Here is a 19,983-nt window from a genome sequence, read left to right on the forward strand (position 1 = left end):
CGAACCGAGGCTGTCCCACGGCTGGCCACGCACCAGATGCACGGCGGGATTCATGTTGGCATTGGCTGCGGCAGGGGCGACAGACGGCGCAGGATAGGCCGCAGAAGCGGAAAGAGCAGCAGGTTGAGACATTGGCGGCTGATACCCGGCAGGCTGCATAGGGGTATGCGTCTGGCCTGCAGGCAGGGATGCCGCCACAGCAGGAGCAACCGGAGCTGGCTGATACGGGGTATACCCCACGGGTGCTACGGAAGGATTTGCGGCTACAGGCCTGCCGGTTGCAACGGGTTCAGGCAGCGGCACGCCCACAATGGCGGGTTTGTCTTGTTCAGGCTTGCCGACATTGGGAGTTTCCGCCGCCGCATAGGGTTTTTCGGGCAAGGCCGGAACATACAGGCGGCCTTCTTCATTCTTGCGGCCCTGCTGGGCAATGGCCGTGGACAACCCCTGCAGGGAAAGGTCAGCCACCTTTTCGGGAATGCTGTCCATACCCACGGCCTGATATATGGCGTCCTGGGCATTCTGCATTTCCGCATAGCTGAGGTCGCGCGCCCGGCGGGCCAGAAGGGTTTCAACCTTGGTGCGCACCAGTTCCAACTGGGTTTCGGCCTTGCTGGCAGCCGCATTGCTCACCTGACGGTCAATGGCGGTTTGCAGGCTGCTCATTTCATTGGCTCTTTCAAAAGCCTTTTGGGCATACAGACGCTGATGCCACGCCACATGCACCTGAGAAAGCACGGTCATGCGCATGGCCTGACGGCGCAGCTCGCCCACGGCTTCCCGCGAATCTCCGGCCTTGAGCACAGAGGGCAGCGAGAACAGGTTCAGCAGATTCCAGCTTACCTGCGCGCCAGCGCTGGCCCAGTTGGGATTGACCAGAAACTTGTTGCTGCTGTGGTGCAACCCGCCGAAAAGGGAAGCGTTGGGGAACATCTTGAGGATGGACATTCTGGTTTCCAGCACAGTATTGCGGGCCAGGTAGCTTTCTTCACGCAGCTCAGGACGGCGGATCATGGCCAGAACTTCCAGATCTTCAAGCGAATAGGCCAGTTCAGGCTTGCGCAGTCCGTCTGGAGCAGCGGCAAGGGTAAATTCCGTACCGGGGGCAAGATTCATGAGCGCGGCCAGTTGAGCCTTGGCCTTGGCAAGTTCGTTATCCAGCTGTTCAATCTGGCGCAGCAGGTTCAACAGATCACGCTGATAGCGCAGAGCGGCTACAGGAGCCAGCAAACGGCGTTGCTGCGCTTCGCGCGACTGGGCTAACGCGCCGTTGGCCTGCACAAGGGTTTCAGCAACTTCGTTGCGCATTTTTTCTGCTGAAATGGCAGCCCAATAAGCAGCGCGAGTCTGGCGCACTATATCGCCAATGGCGCGGCGGCGGCGTTCCTCCGCTGCAAGGGCCTTGTTACCCTGCGCCTTGGCTTCCACATAGCTCAAGCCGAAATCCAGAATACTCCAGGTCATGTCCAGGTCAGCAGTGGTTTCCTCTTTCTGGCGGCTCTTGGACGGCTCCAGAGATTGCTTGCCTGTATAGATTGATTCGCTGGACGAGGCGTCTTCGTTGTCACGCACCTTGTAGCCTGCGCCCGCTACCAGTTTGGGCAGCATGTTGAAGCTCTTCACGTCTGACAAATCGTCTTCCAGAGCTTTTTCCATCAAGGCCAGACGGTGGCGCAAATTGTATTTCACCGCTCTGGCTATGGCCTCGTCCTCTGTAATAGGGCCAGAAATGGCTTCCTGATTGCTGTACATAGCAAGCTGGTCAGACTTGGTCAGTGCCATAAGATCGTCATTAGACAAGGCTGGCGGCCGGGCCACCGAGCAGGCAGACATGAGCAAGGCCAGCAAAACCGCCATGACGGGACGCCGCAATCCGGCAGTGGATGGAATCTTCATTATCTTCCTTTCACCAAGATTAAAGGTTGAAACAGCTTGCCTCACCCTGCCGGGATCACCCGCCGCGCCCGGCCTTTATGGGGCCGGGCGAACTTGTCGCGTGGCTGAAATATTGGTGGTCCCGCAGAGGTTCAGTGCCGCATGCCTAGGCGCTCAAAACTTCAGGAGCAGCCCTGGCGGCATCGCGTGAAGAAGCCGCTGACTGGTCAGCAAGGGAATTATCAAGGCTCATGCGCAGCAGGCTTCCGAGGGCAGGTTTGCCAACAGTTTCACCCGCCTGTCCTGCTATTTCCATAGAAAACCTGAAATTTTCACTGGGGGTTAAAGGCGTGTCGGCCTGTTGCATGGCAAACAAGGCTGTGTGGTCCTGTATGCCAGATTCCAGCGTGCCGACCCCGGCTACACTCAACCCGACCTGTGACAACACAGTTGCGCTGCGTCCGACCATCGCCGTGCCCCCTGTGGCAGCCGATGCCGCTATGGGCGTAACAACAGGTTCACGATCAGCCGTGCTAGAAATAGCGGAAGCCGCAGGAATGCTCAGAGCGTGCGCCTGGCTTTTCACCTCAACCGGAATGCGTACTGTTTTGCCGTCCACAGTGGTGACCACAAGCAGCAGCCGCACATGGCCCGGAGCCTTGAAGCCAGGTGAAACCAGAGCCCATGCGCTGGCGTCAAACCGGAACTCGCCGCTGGCATCCTTGCCCGAATCTGCATAAACCAGCGTATATCCGCTGATTTCTCCATTTATGGCGCGGTGCGCGGCCTGCGGCAGGGCTGCCATGTAACGGTTACCGGCAACGTCGTACCCCCAGTTGGAATTGACCTGACCCGGCACGGTTCTTTGTGCGGCAGAGGCGTCCGCATGGGTGTCGGCACGGCTTTCACGGACTCGTGTATCGCCATAGCCCTGACGCCGGGCATCTTCGTTCCACATGGCGTCAACCGAGGCCCATACATGTGCCACGTCACTCATAACGGCACTACTCTGCCACTCTTCATCAAATATACCTGAAGGTTCCGTAGCTGCCGTAGCGCCGGAACCCGAAGCAAGCGAGCCACCCCCGTCAACGGAATATTCCGCCATAGCGGGTATGACCGTGTTCTCGCGTACTGGCGGCAGAACCGTGATGGGGGCTGCTTCAACCACCAGAGTGACTGAACGGCTTACCGAGGCAAGAGAGGGATCAGTAGCTGTAATGACAATGGTAAAGGTTCCCGAACCCGAGGGCGTGCCACTGATGCGCCCTGTAGCAGGATCAAAGCTGAGCCCCTCCGGCAGGCCGGAAACACTCAAGCTGAGATTGTCGCCATCCGGATCGGTAAAGAGGTTCTCCGGCAGGGTCAGGGAATAGTCTTCGCCTTCAGTGGCTTGCGGTGGTGTGAAAGAAACGTCCGAAGCAGCAGGCAGGCCGTTAACCTCAACAGTAAGCGCAAAGGTGTGGCTGACCGACTTGCCATACGCGTCTGTAGCCGTGACCGTTATGCTGTTGGAACCCGTTACCACGGGTCTTCCCGTGATGGTTCCCGTAGCCGCATTAAAGGCAAGACCTTCGGGCAGTGAGGTTACCGAATAGGTGAGGGCATCCCCTTCCGCATCGGTAAATATGTCATGCAACCGCAAGGTATAGGGCGCACCTTCACGGGCGGGGGCAAGCGGAACATCCGAGGGAACTGGAGCGGTGTTGTCACGCACGGTCAGGGTAAGGCTGTGGCTGGCAGAAGCGCCATCGGGATCTGTAGCCGTTATAGTGATTGTTATGGTTACGGTTGCGCTCACTTCTGCCGGAGTACCAGAAATGGTGCGGGTGGCAGGATTAAAACTCAATCCATCAGGCAGGCCGGAAACGCTCCACGTAAGCGCATCGCCGTTGATGTCTTTAAACATGTCGGCGGGCAGGACTATGGGGGAATAAGCCGCGCCTTCAACTGCCTGAGGAAGCTGATATCCCGCGTAATCAGCACCATTAAAGGTAGGCACGCTGTTTTCAACCGTAAGCGTTATTGTTTTTGTGGCTGAACCGGGATTGTTGGTGTCCGAATCCGTCACAGTTACTTCAAATGTATAGGTACCGCTTATGGCGGACATACCGCTGATGGTTCCGTCAGCATTCAGGGTCAAGCCTGCGGGCAGGGAAGTACCGCCTGTGAGCGCCCAGGTGAGCGTGTCGCCGTCAGCAGGATTGTTCACCAGATCATTCAGGTTAACCGAGCCTGCCGCCCCCTTGGGCAAAGGCGGTAAGGATGTTCCATCCACAAATGCTGGCGGCAGATTTGCCACAACAAGAGTAACCTCGTGCGTGGCTGTTTTGGGCGCGTCCGAAGCGGCATCTGTGACAGAGACTGCAAAGGTAAGCGTGCCAGACAGGGAAGGCGTTCCCGAAATGGTGCGCGTGGCGGCATTAAAACTCAGCCCGGCCTCAGCCAGCGAAACAAATTCCGTCCCGCCAGGCAGTTTGACCATCACACTCCAGGTCAGACTGTCGCCATCAGGATCACTGAACAGGCTTTCAGGCAATGTGACAGAGTAAACCGCACCCTTGTCGGCAGAGGCTTTTTCTCCCAGAGTGTAGGCGGGATCTGCAACTGCCGGGGCACGGTTGGGCACATAGACGGACACCACAGCGCTGATATTGCGCGCTGTGGTGTCCGTAGTGTCAGACAGGCTGGTCAGCGTTACGGTGACGCTTTCGCGCACGAGATTTTCTGCACTGCGGCTGTAGCGCATGCCTTCAACAAGTGTTTTCACTGCGTCAACAGACTTGCCGTTCAGCGAAATGGTTATTGTGGCTTTGCCATCAACTACAGAAACAGCGCAGGTATATCCATTGCTGGTGACAAGGCTGTTGTTATTGGTAAGGGCCACTGCCGTGCCGTCGATCACAATGGTGTGCGCCGAACCGGATTTGTCTACCGTAACTACAAGATCTTTCAGGGCTTCATCATCGTCGCCAAGGCCAACCTTGACGTTGCCGAAAAGTTTGATGCCCTCTGCGGGGGGCGTGCTGCTTTCATCAAAGGCATAGGTGCCGCCAGAAGGGGTAGCCTTCAAGCTCGGTGCGGCATTGGATTCAACCAGAGCAATAAAGCTTGAAACAGATTTTTCACCGTCGCCTACTGTAACGGTCAGCGAGGTGAAGGTGTTGCTGGTATTTTTGTAGGTAATCTGGTGCAGAACATTGTTGACCACCGTTCCGTTAACTCCAGCTTGCGCTGCAAAGGTAACCACAAGTTTGCCGTCAGTGACCGTAAATGTGGCTACCTCCACCCCATTGAGCAATATCTTTCCACTTTCGAGTGTAAGATTGTTGGCGGCCTGAAAACCAAACACGTCGTCGGCACTAGCCCCAGAGGCTCGCTCAAAACTGACGCTCAAGCCGGAATAGTTGCCCGTTTTTTCAAAATCCGGGTCAGATATGGTCATGTCCTTACCAATGAGCACTTCTGAACCAGAATATTTCACTCCGGGCATGGCCGAGCCCATACTCAAGCCGGGAAAAAAGGCATATGTTCCGCTGTACAGGCTCAGCCCGTCTGAGCTGACTGCAAGGTGAGCGCTGCCTCCCGTGCCCGCAGCTGTAAATGTGCTGTTCAGCGACAGCGCTCCGCTGTCTTCATCAATGGAGCAAACCAGAATCTTGTTGCTCCCGTAGGTTCCGACATAGAGGAATTTACCATCGGACGACACCGCAAGATCGCGCAGCATGATACCGCTCAAGCTAACAGCGCTGAATGACTGCACATAGGTCAGGCTGCCCGATGCAGGGTCACGGCTGAAAACGGAAACCATGCCCATTGTTCCAGAGGCGACGTAAACGAACCCGTCGTCCGGAGTAATGACAATATCCTGCAGCGCTTCCAGATAACGGTCGTCGCTGGGCTGGCTTCCGCTGTTGCTGTCTCCTGCAATGGTTGTCTTGTTGATGACGCCCAGGTATGTCAGCGCTCCGGTATCAGTATTGCGCGAAAATACGCCTACGGATGATCCTGAAGCGTTGGCCACATACACGTTCTTGCCGTCAGATGAAATGACCAGTCCGCTGGGATTGAATACTTCCGGCGCACCGCTGCCCCCGGTGTAGACACCCACATAGCTCAAGGTGCCATCGCCCTTGACGCTGAATGTCGTAAGGTCAGACTGCCCGGTAGTGCCGTGTATGGCTGTGGTGCCGTTGACTGTGTAGAGGGATTTGCCGTCAGCAGAAAGAACTATGGAAGAAACCGCAGCGTCAAGACCGTTCACGCCGCCGACGCCCTGTGAAGCCACAATGCCCACGGCCGTGAGAAGGCCAGTGTCTGCATTACGGGTAAACAGGGTTATGGAATAGGCCGAGGCAGAACCGTTGGCGGCGTATCCGGCCACATAAAGTCTGCCGCCGTCCGCCGATATGGTCATGGTGGATATCTGGTTCAGACCGTTGATCTCAATAGCCGTGGTCGCGGGGTTATCGCTTACGCCCTGAGTAAAGGTCTGCAACAGTGTCAGCTTGCCTGTCTGCACATCGCGGGCGTAGACCATGAGCGAACTTGATCCGCCATTATTGCTGCCGCTGTTGCCGCTGACGATCACCGTTTTGCCGTCTTCGGAAACAATGATGTCAGACACGTAACCGTCATATCCGTGCAGCGTCCCGTCGCTGTAGTAAAAACCGCTATCCGGGTCACTGTTGCCCGCGTCAAGATCAGGTGGCAGGTTTATGGCCACGGTGACCGACGACGCGGCGGAAAGCTCCTTGCTGTCAGCGCCGCCGCCTGCCGTACCACCGCTATCCTTGATGTGACTTATGGTGAAGGTGCGCGTGCCGGAAGCAGCATCGGCGCTGGAAGTACCGTAGACAATACCATCCACCAGAGCGGCCACGGCCTTGACGCCCATCCCGCTGGCGTGACTTATGGTCAGCGTGCCTGTGCCGCCTGTAACTGTGTAAGTATAGGTATAGCCACTTGCAGTTGTGCCGCTGGCATTGCTGCCCAGGCTGATGGTTGTGCCGTCCACCTTGATGTATTCGCCCGCAGCGCCGCCGGAAAGACCGTCGACAGTAAACCGCAGTTCGGTAATGCCCTGCCCGGTTTCGCCAGCGTCCACAGAGGTTTTGCTGAAGACCTGCACTTCTGCACCCACAGTGGTATAGGTGCCGTTGTTTTTGGGAGTCGTTGTCAGTTCAGGGGCGGTATTTATGCCAAGCAAAAGCGTAATGCCCAAGGGAGTACTGGATTTTTCTCCATCACTGGCAGTCAGGGTCAGTGATATGGCATTTTCAGACGCCAGGGCACTTTGGTTGCGGTAACGGCATTGCTGTAAAATGGCGTTGGCATCAGCCTTTGTGGCCTCGCCGGCGAACGTCAGGGTCAGCACGCCGCCACTGTTGCTGAATGTGGCGACCTTTTCGCCATTTTTCATGATGTCGCTGCCGCTGAGCGTATAGCCACTGCCATCCTTAAAGGAAAAAACGTCGTCGCTGCTGGCAGTGCCTGCGCGCTGAACAGTGACGCTTGCACCGTCATACTTGCCTGCGCCATTGTTCAGCAGGTCAAGATTGGCGTCAGAAAGCGTTATCCCATCGGCGAAGGAAATATTATCGCCGTACAGGCCCATACGCGTGGCGCTTAACAGGGCTATGCCCTTCCCGCCAACCAGGATATCGCCGTCGGCAGAAAGGCTTAAAGAGCTGGCTCCGTCAAGGCCGGTTATCGTGCGCGTAAGTGTTAACGCACCGCCCGTATCCACGGAGTAAATCCGCAGGGTTCCGTCCGAAAATCCGGCATAGAACGTTTTACCGTCATCGCTGATCTGCATGCTTGCCAGGTCGGGCATGGAGGCTTCACTGAGAAGCGTCAGGCGGCCCTCGGCAAAGGAATACACAAACACCTTGCCTTCGCCGTCAGAAATGTAACCCGCAAAAAAGGTGGAGCCGTCAGCCGAGGTTTCAAACTTGAAGTTGGGCGACCAGTTCCACATGTCAATGGCCACGCTGTCCACAACACTTAGCGTGCCATCCACAGCCCGTTTGTACACGGTGATTGTGGATTCAAAGCCCCCGGCCCCTACAAAAACATAATCGCCCTTGGAATACACGGAGGTCACGTTGGTATTGTCGTCCAGATACTGCACCGCAACCAGGCCGCTGGTATCATCCACCTTGAAGATGTACAGGCCTTCATATGAAGTGGTCACATAGACCTGGGTGCCGTCATCGGACACCACAAGCTTCACGCCCTGAGTTGAAGCTTCGTATCCATCCGGATTCCATTCGGGCGTTTTAAGAATGCTTACATCCACGCTCTGGGCGTCGCCAAGTTTGCCCTCTGCCCCGATTTTCAGCACTACAATCTTGTCGCCGTTCATGACATAGAGCGCTGACGCCTTGTCATTAACAGCCATATCGGTGAAGCCATCAAGGCCCGGCACATCAGGCAGGCTCTGTACTTCCTTGAGTTTGCCATTGGCCCCCACTTCAAACACGCACAGGTTGCCATTGCTGTCAGCTGCGTAGGCGTATTTGCCATCGGCCGACCAGGCTACCTCACGCACATCACTGAGTCCGGTTCCGTAGATGATCTGGGCCAGATCAAGGCTGCCCTTGTCCACTACGTCGGGGGGCATGTTAAATTCGCTGGCAATGGTAATCTTGGACGTGATGTCCAGACGGGTAACGTCTTCCGCACCGCCAGTGGCGGAATCGCCGATGTCAGACAGACTGGTAAGGGTCACACCAATGACGCCGCTCTGTATCTTTGTCCCGTCCAGGGCACGGTAGGCCATGCTGTCGATAAGGCTTTGCACGGCGGCGAGGTCATCACCTTTTTCGTAGAGATCAATGGTTATAATCGCCTTGCCGCCCTGAATGGCAACGCTGTAGCCGTAGTCGCCTATCTGTGTGAAATCCTTTGCGGTCAGGGACACAATCTGCCCGTTGATAATCAGCGCATGCTCCGCGCCATACGTATCCACAGTGATTACAAGCTTGCTGAGGCTTTGATCGGAAGTATCCTTCGTGATGCTGACGTTTGCGAACAGGTCGACATCGCTTCCTGTGGGGGTGCCGCCCGCATTGATGGGATAGCTGCCGCCCACGGCGTCTGCATTGAGGCCGGGATCAGTAGGGCTGCTGATTCTGATTTTGACTGTGTGGCTGGCTTCAAGGCCATCCGGGTCTGTCACCTTTATGGTTACAGTATACAGGCCGGACGCCGTAGGCGTGCCGGAAATGACGCGGGTATCGACATTGAAACTCAAGCCCGCAGGCAACCCGCTTACACTCCAGGTGAGTTTGTCATTGTCGGCGTCCGTAAACAGACCCGCAGGCAAACGCACACTGTAGGCAGTGTCCACCGCGCCGCTGCCCAGCGTGTACGCGGTATTGGCGAGTACGGGCGCACTGTTGGGGCCTTCGTACATGATGGCAAGTTTGCCTGAAGCTGATTTGCCGGGGGCATCCGTCACTGTAACGGTAAAGTCTGTGCAGGCCAGTGTTGTGCTGCCCTTGTAGGTGACTTGGTGCAGAACCTGATTGGCAACGTCACCCGTCACGCTGCCCGTAAAAGTAAGGGCAAGTTTTCCACCACTGACGGTAAATGTGGCTACTTCCACATTGTTATACAAAATCTTGCCGCTATCGAGCTTCAGCGAGGTGTTGTTTGCAAAGCCGAAAGCATCCGCAGCGTTGGCCCCGGCGCTACGTTCTATGGTTACTGAGGTTCCTGCGTAATTTCCGGCAGTGTCGTAGTCCGGGTCAGATATGGTAATGCCGCTGCCGATGACCACTTCAGAACCGTTGAACACCACCACTGGCATGGCACTGGCGATCTGGAGTCCCGAGCTAATATTGTATGTGCCGCCATAGATATTCTTTCCGTCAGGGCTGACCACAATATGTCCGGCTTGCCCACTAAGAGCCAGTGTGCTGGAAAGATTCAGCTTACCAGTATTGGGATTGATGGAGTACAGTTGAATGCTGCTTGCCCCATAGCCACCAACGTACAGGGTGGAACTGTCAGCAGATACAACCAGTTCGCGCACAAACGTAAATCCGGTCACTGCAAATGATTCCACAAAATGCAGCGCGCCGGTGCCCGCATCACGGCTGAAAACAGAAATTTTATTGCCGCCGTTTACCGCCGCGCTGACATAAACAAAATTTCCGTCAGGTGTGATGACGATGTCTTGCAAGGTGGAAAGAGAGCCGTTCACCCACGTTGAACCGTCGCTGTCTGCATTGATATACGCTTCATTGACAGTTGCTATGTAAGTCAAACCACCAGTAGCGGAGTTGCGTGCAAAGATACCAATGCAATTTCCAGAAGAATTTGACACATACGCATAATTTCCATCAGATGACAGAACAATATTGCTGGGATTATATATACCCGAGGCCGCACTGCCACCAGAATGCGTACCTACATAGCCTAAAGATCCATCTGCTGCATCAATGGAAAAAATCGTAATAGCGCTTTGGCTGGCACTGCTGTGATTCATGAGAAGGCCATTGGCCGTATAGAGAAATTTGCCGTCGTTGGAGAGCACCAGTTCGCTGATGACCTTCCCAAGGCCGTCTACGCCGCTTACCCCTTGCTGTGCCTGTACTCCCTTGAAAACGAAATTACCTGTTGCCGAATCACGGCTGAATAGAAGAATGCCTGCCGAAGTGGACGGATAGTTCACCGCCCCCCAATTACCGTCTTGAACTTCGCAAGCTGCCACATACAGGATTTTTCCGTCCTGAGAGATGACCGAGCTTGTGAATGACGTCAGCCCGTTCACATTCAATCCTGATGCGCCCAAAGAGAACGACTGTACGAGTGTCAGTTCGCCAGTGGCAACGTCGCGTGCAAAAACATACAAGGTACCGCTGCCGCCACCATTTCCACCGCTTGTTCCGCAAACGACCACGGTTTTACCGTCAGCAGAGATATCTATTTCGTTCACATAATCGTTGAAGCCCGCAAGCTTGCCGTCATTGTAAAAAACTGCCGGATCGGTATTGCCGCTGTCGATATCCAGCGAAGGGGCGCTGTTAACGGCCAGAGTAAGGGTGGACGCCACATCAAGAACACTACTGTCCTGCCCGCTGTTGTCAGTGCCGCCTGTATCCTTGATGTGGGTGACGGTGAATGTTCGTGTGCCTGCAACCCCGTCACTGCCCGAGTAGCCATACTTTACACCATTCACCAAGGTTGCCAGGCCTGAGGCGCTCATGCCGGAAGTCTGTGTGATGGACAAAGTGCCAATGCCGCCGGAAAGCGTATAGGTATAGATATAGCCGCCGCTGGTGGTGCCTGTGGCATTTTTATTCAGCGCAATGGTGCTGCCGTCCACCTTGATATATTCACCAGTTGCCGCATCAGAAATACCGCTTATGGTAAATTGCAGCTCTGCAAGCGTTTGCCCAGCCTCACCAGCATTAACCGTTGTGTTGACAAACAGGTTTACCTCAGCGCCAGACGACGTATACGGCCCCTGCGACACAGGCGTAGCCGATACATCAGGGGCGGTATTGATGCCTAGTCTCAGGGCAACTGTAATGGCCTCACTGTCAGCCTTGCCGTCGTTGGCCACAATTTTCAGGCTCACCGCTGTGCCGCCTTCAACCACGGTATCGTTGGTGTAGCGCCATTGGTGCAGAATGGCATTGGCCTGGCCCTTGGTGACTCCGTCGGCAAAGGTTACAGTCAGTTTTCCACCAGTATTGGTCACCGTGGCGAGCGTCTTGCCCTCACTGTCCTGCACGGTATTGCCGTTAAGCGCGTAGCCGCTGCTGTTGGCAAATGTAAAACTGTCTTCAGCGTTGGCACCGCCCTCACGCTCTATAGTGATTTTTGCGCCGCCATAATTTCCCAGCCCGCTGTTCAGCACATCATAGTTGGCGTCAGAAAGCGTGAGACCATCGGCAAACGAAATTTCGCTGCCATACAAACCAGTCTTGTGCGCAACCAGCAAGGCGATGTTTTTACCGCCCACCAGCACATTGCCATCAGCATCAAGGCTCAGGGCATTTGCCCCTTCAAGACCGGTCGCCTGCCCGCTCAGGGAAAGGCTTCCGCTAGAGTCTACCGTGTAAATCTGCACTGAACCGGAAGAGGTGCTTACATAGAGACGGGTTCCATCACTGCCAACTTCCATATCAGTGATGCCGGTAGCACTTGCTTCTCCAAGCTTGGTCAGCTGACCGCTGCCAAAAGAATATGTGACGAGCTTGCCACCGTAGGCCACAAAAACTCTGGAACCGTCTGTCGAGGTGCGCATGGCAGCAACGGACTCAGTAACGCCAGTGCTTATCTGGCTTACAAGGCTCAGTTCGCCCGTGGTGAGGTTGCGGGAATAAACCCACATGCTGCCACTGCCTGTGGCAAACAAATATTCCCCGGATGTCACCACGGTCGTCTGCCGCCCGACTCCACTTTCGCTAAAATGCCCGCCACTATAGGCAAGCTGGCCATTGTCATCGACATTGTACACATACATGCCATCGTACTGGCTGTTCAGATAGACCTGTTTGCCGTCGTGCGACACATAGACGTCGTACGCAGGGTTCTGAAGATCTACTGTTTGCTTGTATTGCAACTTACCGTCGGAGTGGATGTCCAAAATCACGAGCTTGCCGCCGTTGACCGCATACAGCGTTGACTGCGCTTCATTAAGGGCCAGCCCGTTCACACTGCCGAGGTCGGCCACACCGCTGAGCGACTGTATTTCCGTCAACTGCCCGCTGGAGCTCACGCTGAAAACCGAAATATGGCCGGAGCTGTCTGCCGCATAGGCGTACTTGCCATCAGAGGAATAGGCCACGTCTACCGCGCTGCCGAGGTTGGTTCCATAGATGGTTTCCGACAGGGTGAGTTCGTCCCTGTTGTCCAGATCAGGGGCAATATTGAAGCTGCTATTTACAGCTATGGTAGATGCAATGTTCAGGTCAGCCGTGTCGTCACCAGAGTCGGACAGACTGGTCAGGGTCACACTGACAGAGCCGCCCGTAACCTTGGAACCGTCGACAACCCGGTAAGAAATGCCGTCGATCAGGCTGGCCACGGCGGAGGGAGAATTGTCTCCATTATCCAGATAGATGGTAATGTTGGCCTTGCCACCCGTAATCTCCACTGAATAGCTATAGTATCCATTGGCGGTCTCACCGGGCGCGGAAGTAGGAGTCAAGGCGATGGCTGTGCCGTCAATGACCAGGGCATGGCCGTCACCATATGTATCCACAGTGATTACAAGCGTTGAAAGAGCTTCGTTATTGCTGTCAGAATGGACTGACACGCCACTGAAAAGATCAACATCAGCTGCAGCCGTACCGTGCTCATCAATGCTGACCGAGGGATCGTTGCCGGTGGCGGTAACCCCCGGAGCATCGGCGCTATTTGCGGCCAGAGCAACCGGCTCCGCTTGCGCAGCCACCTCGGCGGCTGTGGCCACGGCGGCTCCGTCAAACATCATTCGCGGTTCCAGGGCCAGAGCCAGACCAGAACTGGTGGAAAGTGCGGATTTTTTCATCTCGTTGCTCCTGTTACGGATTATTTCTATATACGGCTTGTGGATGCGGAAAAATTCTGCGCTGCGCCATCGGCTTTTCGCGGGCGCGCATCAGTTGCTATTCCACCAGACGCGCAAAGCTGCTTTTGTTTTCAAGACTGGCGGCGATCTTTTCCAGCCTTTCCCGGATATAGCCCTCGCCCGAAGCGAATGAATCGGCGTTCACAAAGCCCACATCGCCGGAGCTGCTTTCGCAGAACAGCAGGCCGGGATAACCGTACTTACCAAAGATGGCGCGGCCATAATCCTCAGGGTCGCCCGGGCGCACGCCAATGAAGTAAAAAAGGATGTCTTTCTGGCGAAAACTCAGGCAGAGGTTTTTGAAGCGCTTTGCCACAGGGCCATAAACCTTGGCTTCTGTATTGCCCTCATCTTTGGGATCGCCTGTAGACGTATCATCGGGATCGGTTGAACCGCTCTGGCTTGAACTATCGCTGGCAGAATCCTGCCCTACGTAAAAATTATAGGCGTCGGAATCGAACCAATTGCCCATTGTATTGGCCAGCATGACAATGGCCTTGATGTTCGTGTTGGTTTTGCTGCTGAAATCCAGGGGATGTTCCAGATCGCCCCAGCCGCCAGATCCTCTGAAGGCAGGCGAAAGCGCCATTGCACCCCAGCCCATCGCGATAGCGTAGTTAACGTTGAACTGGCTCTTCATTTCGCCAAGACGCTTGATTATGGCATTCATGTCATTGGTCAAAGGCAACAGCGGCGCGGCGGGGCAGCCCTTGTCCGCCACAATGTAGCGGGTGTCGGCTACGCCCGTGGCCTCACCGAAATCAGGATTGGGGCCTGTCCATTGGATATAGGGCATCTGTGGCGCGTTGATGGGCAGGTCGTGCCTATAATGTACCTTGAACGAAGCCGCAGGCGGTTTTGTCCAAAAGTAGTTGTCGCCAATATTCAGGCCACGGTAGACGCCCAGAAGTTCTTTTTGCAGGTCAGGCATGCGGCGGCTGGCGAGGTTGCTTATGCCATAACTGTTGCGCATAAACAGAGAGGTCAGCTCCACGGGCTTCAGTGCTGATGATTCAGCCCACTCACGTATGCGGTTGGTGTTTTTACGGTCATAGACGTTGACGGTCTGGCTATAAGGCACAAGGGCCATCCAGCGGTCAGGCCTGTCTTCAATAAGACTTGAGGCAAACTCTTTGCTCAGGCGGCGCAACACCGCCAGCTCACCTTCGTCTTCTGTTAACGTATTGGGCAGAACCAGCGCTATTTCCAAAGGATTGTATACTGCCACCGCGGCCGAAGACACTTCAACGGGGGTAATCTGCCCGCCCATTGCCACCGGCTTTGCCTTGAAAACGGCCGTGACCCTGAAACCGTCATATTCTTCCCAGGTCATAGGGGTGACGCTGATTTCTATATCCTTGCCAAGCTGGCTGGAATCCGTACCCAGGTTGGCCTTGATGTACCTTTCTGCCATTTCATTCACGTTGGTTGTGGGATCCTTGGCATAGGACTGGGCAACGGCTATGGCCGCAGCATCGGTGGCGTGCTTGAGTTGGGCGCTGTCAGAAGTCATACGCGTGCTGTCCACCGCGAAGGCCACCACGGCAATGCAGGCGCCGAGAAATCCCACGACGGTGACGGCCCCGGCCCCGGCCTGCGAACGCGCCGCGCTGCGGCGTTTTTGTTTGCCGCCGCGCAACAGTCGCTGCAAGAATATGCTAAACGTGGCACGCTTCATCTTCCTACTCCTCGCTACCGGCTATCCGGTTTTCTTCTTGCAGGCTCTCATCCAGTTCGATTTTCTGGTGCCGGGCCCGGTACAGGCTTTCCACCTGCAGATAGTCCGGCCACTGGATGCCGCCATAACTGAACATCTTCGACGTATCGCGGCAGGCCTTCACAATCACAAAAGAAGTGGCAGACTCTTTATCAGACTTGTTCTTCTCATCATCCGGCGGATCTTCGGGCAGCTCTGCCGTATAGTAGCGGCCATCGGATGAAGGCTCGCACAATCCCTCAGATCCGCCCCTCTCCAGCAGCCAGTTGATGCGCCCGGACAAGTAGACATTCATGATGAGAATGTCCTGGTCTTCGGTATGCCCCTGCATGACGATTTCGGTCAGCGCGTCCAGCCCGTCCTTGGTCAGGGTGTTCTGGACCGAAAGATTGAGGGCCAGACTGCTGGCCGTTTCTTCAAGCCGGGTACGCTCTATGGCCGTTCTGAACATGTCTGCGGCGATCAATCCGGCAAACATGAGGATCGGGATCAGAAGCGCGACCTCAACCGCGAGAGAGCCTCGTTCTTTACGTGAGCGCGACACGGATCATTGGTCCTTTGTTTCTGGTAAATAACCGAGAACCTGCTCAAAACGATATTCAAATTCATTTTCAGTATAAGCCATCAGTCTTGGCAGCGGGGTCAGAAATGGCTTGCGGATGTCCACCGTCACTTTCCAGGCCGGAAACGTTGTGCCCTTGGTGCCCTTTTCATTGGCGCTGTCAGCATCTTCCTCTTCTCCGGTACTGCGCAGAGTACTGAGGGAAGAATAGCGGCGTACATCCACATTGGTGATGTTGTCTTGCGTCAAATAACCGTGGGACAATGTTACGATGCCCTTGCGCACCACGCTTTCAAACGAATCTTCCGTGAGGGTCTCCTCAAGCCGCGCCTGCTGCACGGCGCTCTGCAAGGCCACGTCGCCCATATCAATAGTCAGAACCACGTTGACAAATTCAAAAGCGATCATGGCCAGCATAATAATAGAGGGAAAGGCAAAGGCCGCTTCAACCGATATGACGCCCCGCTGTGAATGCCTGTGCATGCTTTCCTCCTTTCCCTGTGTGTACCTGCGTACGCAAAGCTTACGGCAAATCGTTTTCGTCAAGGGCAACACGGCGTACCGGGGTCTGAGTAGCCGGGCCGTCGTAGCTCGATACTTCGCGGCTTTCATGTATTTCGCCGATTATGGGTTCGCTGGGCGCGTCTGTCGGAGGTTGAATTTCCACCAGCTTGTTGGCTGCCAGCATCATTTCCATCGGCATTGAAGTTGCGCCCTTGTTGATGCGTTGTTGCATCTGGCCAAAAGAAGTCATGAAACCCTCTGCCTGGCTGGGACGCATCAGGGCAAGCAATTCGTCGCGTGCCCGGTCTTTCTGTTTGCGCATGTACATTGTGAAGGCCAGGTTAAGCTTGATGCTAGTGCTGTCTGAAAGACTTTTGGCCCTGTTAAACAGCATTTCAGCCTTTTCCATATCACCGCTGGCCACATAGGAAAGCGCCAGATTGTTGATTATGCGCGCGTCTGCCGGAGCGCCTTCACTGGCTTTTTCCAGCATTACCTGCGCCTCTTTGTGTTCGCCCCCTGCGTCCAGCAAAACGCCAAGGGCATTCATGGCCGCCACATCTTTTGGCGAAAGCGCAAGGGCCTTGCGCAGATTCTGCTCGGCCGGACCTGCCTGGCCCAAGCTCATGTAAGCACGGCCAAGCCCGGTATGCAGAACGGCCCTGTCTGCGTCGCTCACTCCTCTGCCCTTGGCTTCAATGGCGCTTTGCGCACTTACAAAGAGGTTCAGGGTCTCACGCGGCGGCTGCACCAGCGAGGCCACACTGGCATATTCAAGCTTTTCAAGAGGGCTGAGCTTTCCCCTTTCATCAAGGCGGGAATAAATGCTCAATGCCCCTTCAAACCGGCCCTGCTCCCGCAGCAAACGCGCCAGCCGCAAACCCTTGGCAGGCGCGATCTCCTGGTCGCCCTTGGCCGCGGCCTGTGCCTTGGGGGCGAAGGTTCTTTCACTCAGGCTGGCCTGCCCGCCTTTGCCGGACGTTGCGCAACCAGACAGGGCAAAGCAGCCAATAAGCAACAAGAAAGCAGCGGTTTCACGACGCATATTCATCACATGAGACTCCTTATCACGCGCATGAGGGGCGGAGTGGCGACCAGCGCCACCACCGGGGGCAAAATCAATGTCATCAGGGGAATGCTCAACCTCGCGGGCAGCTTGCCCGCCTTTTCCTCAAGGCTGAGAATGAGGGTATTGCGGCTTTCTTCAGCGATATTGCGCAAGGCCTGCGCCAAGGGCGTTCCGTAGCGCTCGGCCTGGATGAGCGTAGAGACCATACTCTCCACTGTGGGCACGCGCGTGCGCTCGGCAAGGTGGCGCAAAGCATTGCTGCGATCAGGCAGCAGTTGCAATTCGGCGCTGGTGAAGGCAAGCTCGTCCGCCAGCTCCGGGGCGCTCAGTTCGAGGTCACGCGCCACAACCTTGAGTATGCGGGGAAATGGCAAACCCGCCTCGGCGCAGATAACCATAAGGTCCAGAGCGTCAGGCATACTGCGCATGATGGCATTGAAACGCCGGGCCACCTGCGCCTTGAGCACAAGCTCCGGCAAAAAACCACCCATAAAATATGAGCCAAGCACCAGAGCCACTGTGTTCAGGCTGAAACCCTTCTGATCCCCTGAAAAGAGCACGGCCAGCACAAGAATCACGCCCAGAACCGTCTTCACCAGCATGAACAGGCCCAGAGCTTCCCTTTGCCGCCAACTGGCCTGAACCAGCAGTATCTCGAGCTTTTCCCGGCCCTTTCCCTTACCAGCCAGAACCTCACCCCACCCTGCCAGACGCACCAGCCATCCGGGAAGGTTGGTCTGCCCCAGACCGGGAGCTACGCCAGACACCGGGGTTGCGCTGTCAGCCTCCACATGCTTTTTCAGACGGTCCACGAGAGGATTGCGCTGTTGCTGGCGACGCAGCACCGCGAGGCAAAAAATGCAGTTAGCGGCCAGAATTATAACCAGAGTCAGTATCATATACGCACCTACTGTATGCGCCTGACCATAAGCCAGGTTATGCCCAGCCCGGACAGCACGCTTGCAGCCGAATAACACAGCACCTTGATGCCCGCGACATCGCTGAACAGAAAATGAAAGTCCTGCGGCGCGCTCATATACATATAAGCCAGCACGCCGGGAACAAGCATGGCAACGATCTTGATAGAAGCGCGGGCTTCGGACGTTTTGGCCTGAACCTTGAGTGCCAGCTCCGCTCTCGAACGTAAGGTCGAAGCCAGCCGCTCCAGAGTTTCCGCAAGGCGGCCGCCAGACTCCTGACTGATCATGAGAATGACCGCAAAAAAACGATATTCCCGCAGCGGAACCCGGCGGGCGGATTCCTGCAGCACCTGCCGCAAGGGCACGCCCAACTTGAGCCATTGATCCAGAGCTTGCAGCTCCGTCGACAGGGGGCCGCGCAGTTCTTCGGCGGCAATGACAAAGGAACTTTGTACGGGCACACCGGAACGGCAGATGCGTGCGATAGAATCAATAACTTCAGGCAAAGCACGCCCCAGAGCAGCGATGTGGGCACTCATGGCTCTTTGGTAGCCCACAAGGCAAACCGCCACAAAAACAACAGCCCCTCCAGCCAGAGTTACAAGCAACGGGGCGGGAGTCATGCGGCCCACAACAGCCCCAAAGACCAGAGAAAGAACAGCCGTAGCCAGCAGCCGCAGGCGCAAGGTTGCCGACCAGCCCAAGCTGTCGATGTTCTTCAATGTGCCGTAGTACAAACGCCCCAAGGCAGGAAAACGGGAAGAAGAACCTTCGGCTTCTATGGAGATGGATTCATCGCTTTTTTCATCCAGCGCCGGGCATTCCCGCGCAATTTGCTGCTCAAGACGCTGCATTCTCTCAGCAATAGCCTCTTCGCGCAGTTTCTTTCGGCTGAAGGCGCGCACGGTGTACACGCCCACAAAGACCAGAAAAAATATCAGCAGGGTAAGCAGATTCAGCATACTATGCCTCAAAGAGATGGCTTTTTTCTGTATAGAATCTGGGGCGCAGCCCGCTTCCTAAAAACTCTCCGATGACATTGCCGGATGTTCCGATGGAATGGGTACGAAAGCTGAACAGTTCCTGCGTCTGTATGACTTCCTCTTCCATGCCGCATATCTCGACAATGGAAACAACCCTGCGCGCGCCATCACGCATACGCTCAATCTGCACTATAAGATCAACTGCGCCCGCAAGCTGCCGCCGAATAGCGGGCAGGGGCAACTGCATGTTGGCCATCAGCACCATATTTTCAAGGCGCATAACGGCGTCTCGGGGCGTGTTGGCGTGTACGGTGCACAGGGAACCATCGTGCCCCGTATTCATAGCTTGCAGCATGTCAAAGCATTCGCCACCGCGCACTTCGCCCAGTATGATGCGGTCGGGCCGCATGCGCAGAGCGTTGCGCATCAGGTCGCGCTGATTTATCTGCCCGCCGCCTTCAATGCTTTCAGGCCGCGTTTCAAGGCGCACTACATGCTCCTGCTGCAATTGCAGTTCCGCCGCGTCTTCGATGGTTATGACGCGGTCGCTGGGGCTGATCTTGAATGAAAGGGCGTTGAGCAGTGTTGTTTTACCCGCGCCAGTACCGCCCGAAACAATAATGTTCAGCTTGGCTTCCATTGCCCGCCTGAGCAGTTCCACCATTTCGTGCGACAAGGCGCCCCCGTCTGCCAAAGCCTCAAGGGTGAGCTTGCGCCGCGAAAATTTGCGTATGGATATGGTGGTTCCGTCCAGAGCCAAGGGGTGGGTGATGACGTTGAC

The 19,983-nt window shown here is 55.8% G+C and carries 9 protein-coding genes; all 9 read right to left on the minus strand.

All coding sequences use genetic code 11. The features are described 5' to 3' along the window. Positions 1-1,896: TolC family protein (locus tag QM579_RS14195; RefSeq protein ID WP_414999779.1), on the minus strand; the 1,896-nt coding region annotated here is incomplete at its 3' end. A 145-nt stretch (positions 1,897-2,041) separates the two neighbouring features. Continuing rightward, entirely contained in the window at positions 2,042-13,387 is an 11,346-nt protein-coding gene (locus tag QM579_RS14200; protein WP_414999780.1) for a putative Ig domain-containing protein, read from the minus strand. A gap of 97 nt (positions 13,388-13,484) precedes the next feature. Continuing rightward, positions 13,485-15,125, minus strand: a complete 1,641-nt coding sequence (locus QM579_RS14205) for a hypothetical protein (RefSeq protein WP_414999781.1) — start codon at positions 15,123-15,125, stop codon at positions 13,485-13,487. Between the two features lie 4 nt (positions 15,126-15,129). Beyond that, on the minus strand, positions 15,130-15,642 hold the full coding sequence (locus QM579_RS14210) for a hypothetical protein (protein WP_414999782.1): 513 nt from the start codon (positions 15,640-15,642) through the stop codon (positions 15,130-15,132). A gap of 69 nt (positions 15,643-15,711) precedes the next feature. Then, a complete protein-coding gene (locus QM579_RS14215) occupies positions 15,712-16,209 on the minus strand; it encodes a TadE/TadG family type IV pilus assembly protein (RefSeq protein ID WP_414999783.1) in 498 nt (165 codons plus the stop codon). 40 nt (positions 16,210-16,249) lie between these two features. Continuing rightward, positions 16,250-17,281 carry a tetratricopeptide repeat protein gene (locus QM579_RS14220; protein WP_414999787.1) on the minus strand — a complete coding sequence of 344 codons (1,032 nt, stop codon included), beginning with the start codon at positions 17,279-17,281 and terminating at the stop codon, positions 16,250-16,252. After that, positions 17,281-18,198 carry a type II secretion system F family protein gene (locus tag QM579_RS14225; protein ID WP_414999784.1) on the minus strand — a complete coding sequence of 306 codons (918 nt, stop codon included), beginning with the start codon at positions 18,196-18,198 and terminating at the stop codon, positions 17,281-17,283. The genes QM579_RS14220 and QM579_RS14225 overlap by 1 nt, the downstream gene beginning before the upstream one ends. An 8-nt stretch (positions 18,199-18,206) precedes the next feature. After that, positions 18,207-19,181 carry a type II secretion system F family protein gene (locus tag QM579_RS14230; RefSeq protein WP_414999785.1) on the minus strand — a complete coding sequence of 325 codons (975 nt, stop codon included), beginning with the start codon at positions 19,179-19,181 and terminating at the stop codon, positions 18,207-18,209. A 1-nt stretch (position 19,182) separates the two neighbouring features. Beyond that, positions 19,183-19,983, minus strand: an 801-nt coding sequence (locus QM579_RS14235) for a CpaF family protein (RefSeq protein ID WP_414999786.1), incomplete at its 5' end; no start/stop codon positions are given.

Origin of the sequence: Desulfovibrio sp. (assembly GCF_047607245.1) — a bacterium.
GTDB lineage: Bacteria > Desulfobacterota > Desulfovibrionia > Desulfovibrionales > Desulfovibrionaceae > Desulfovibrio.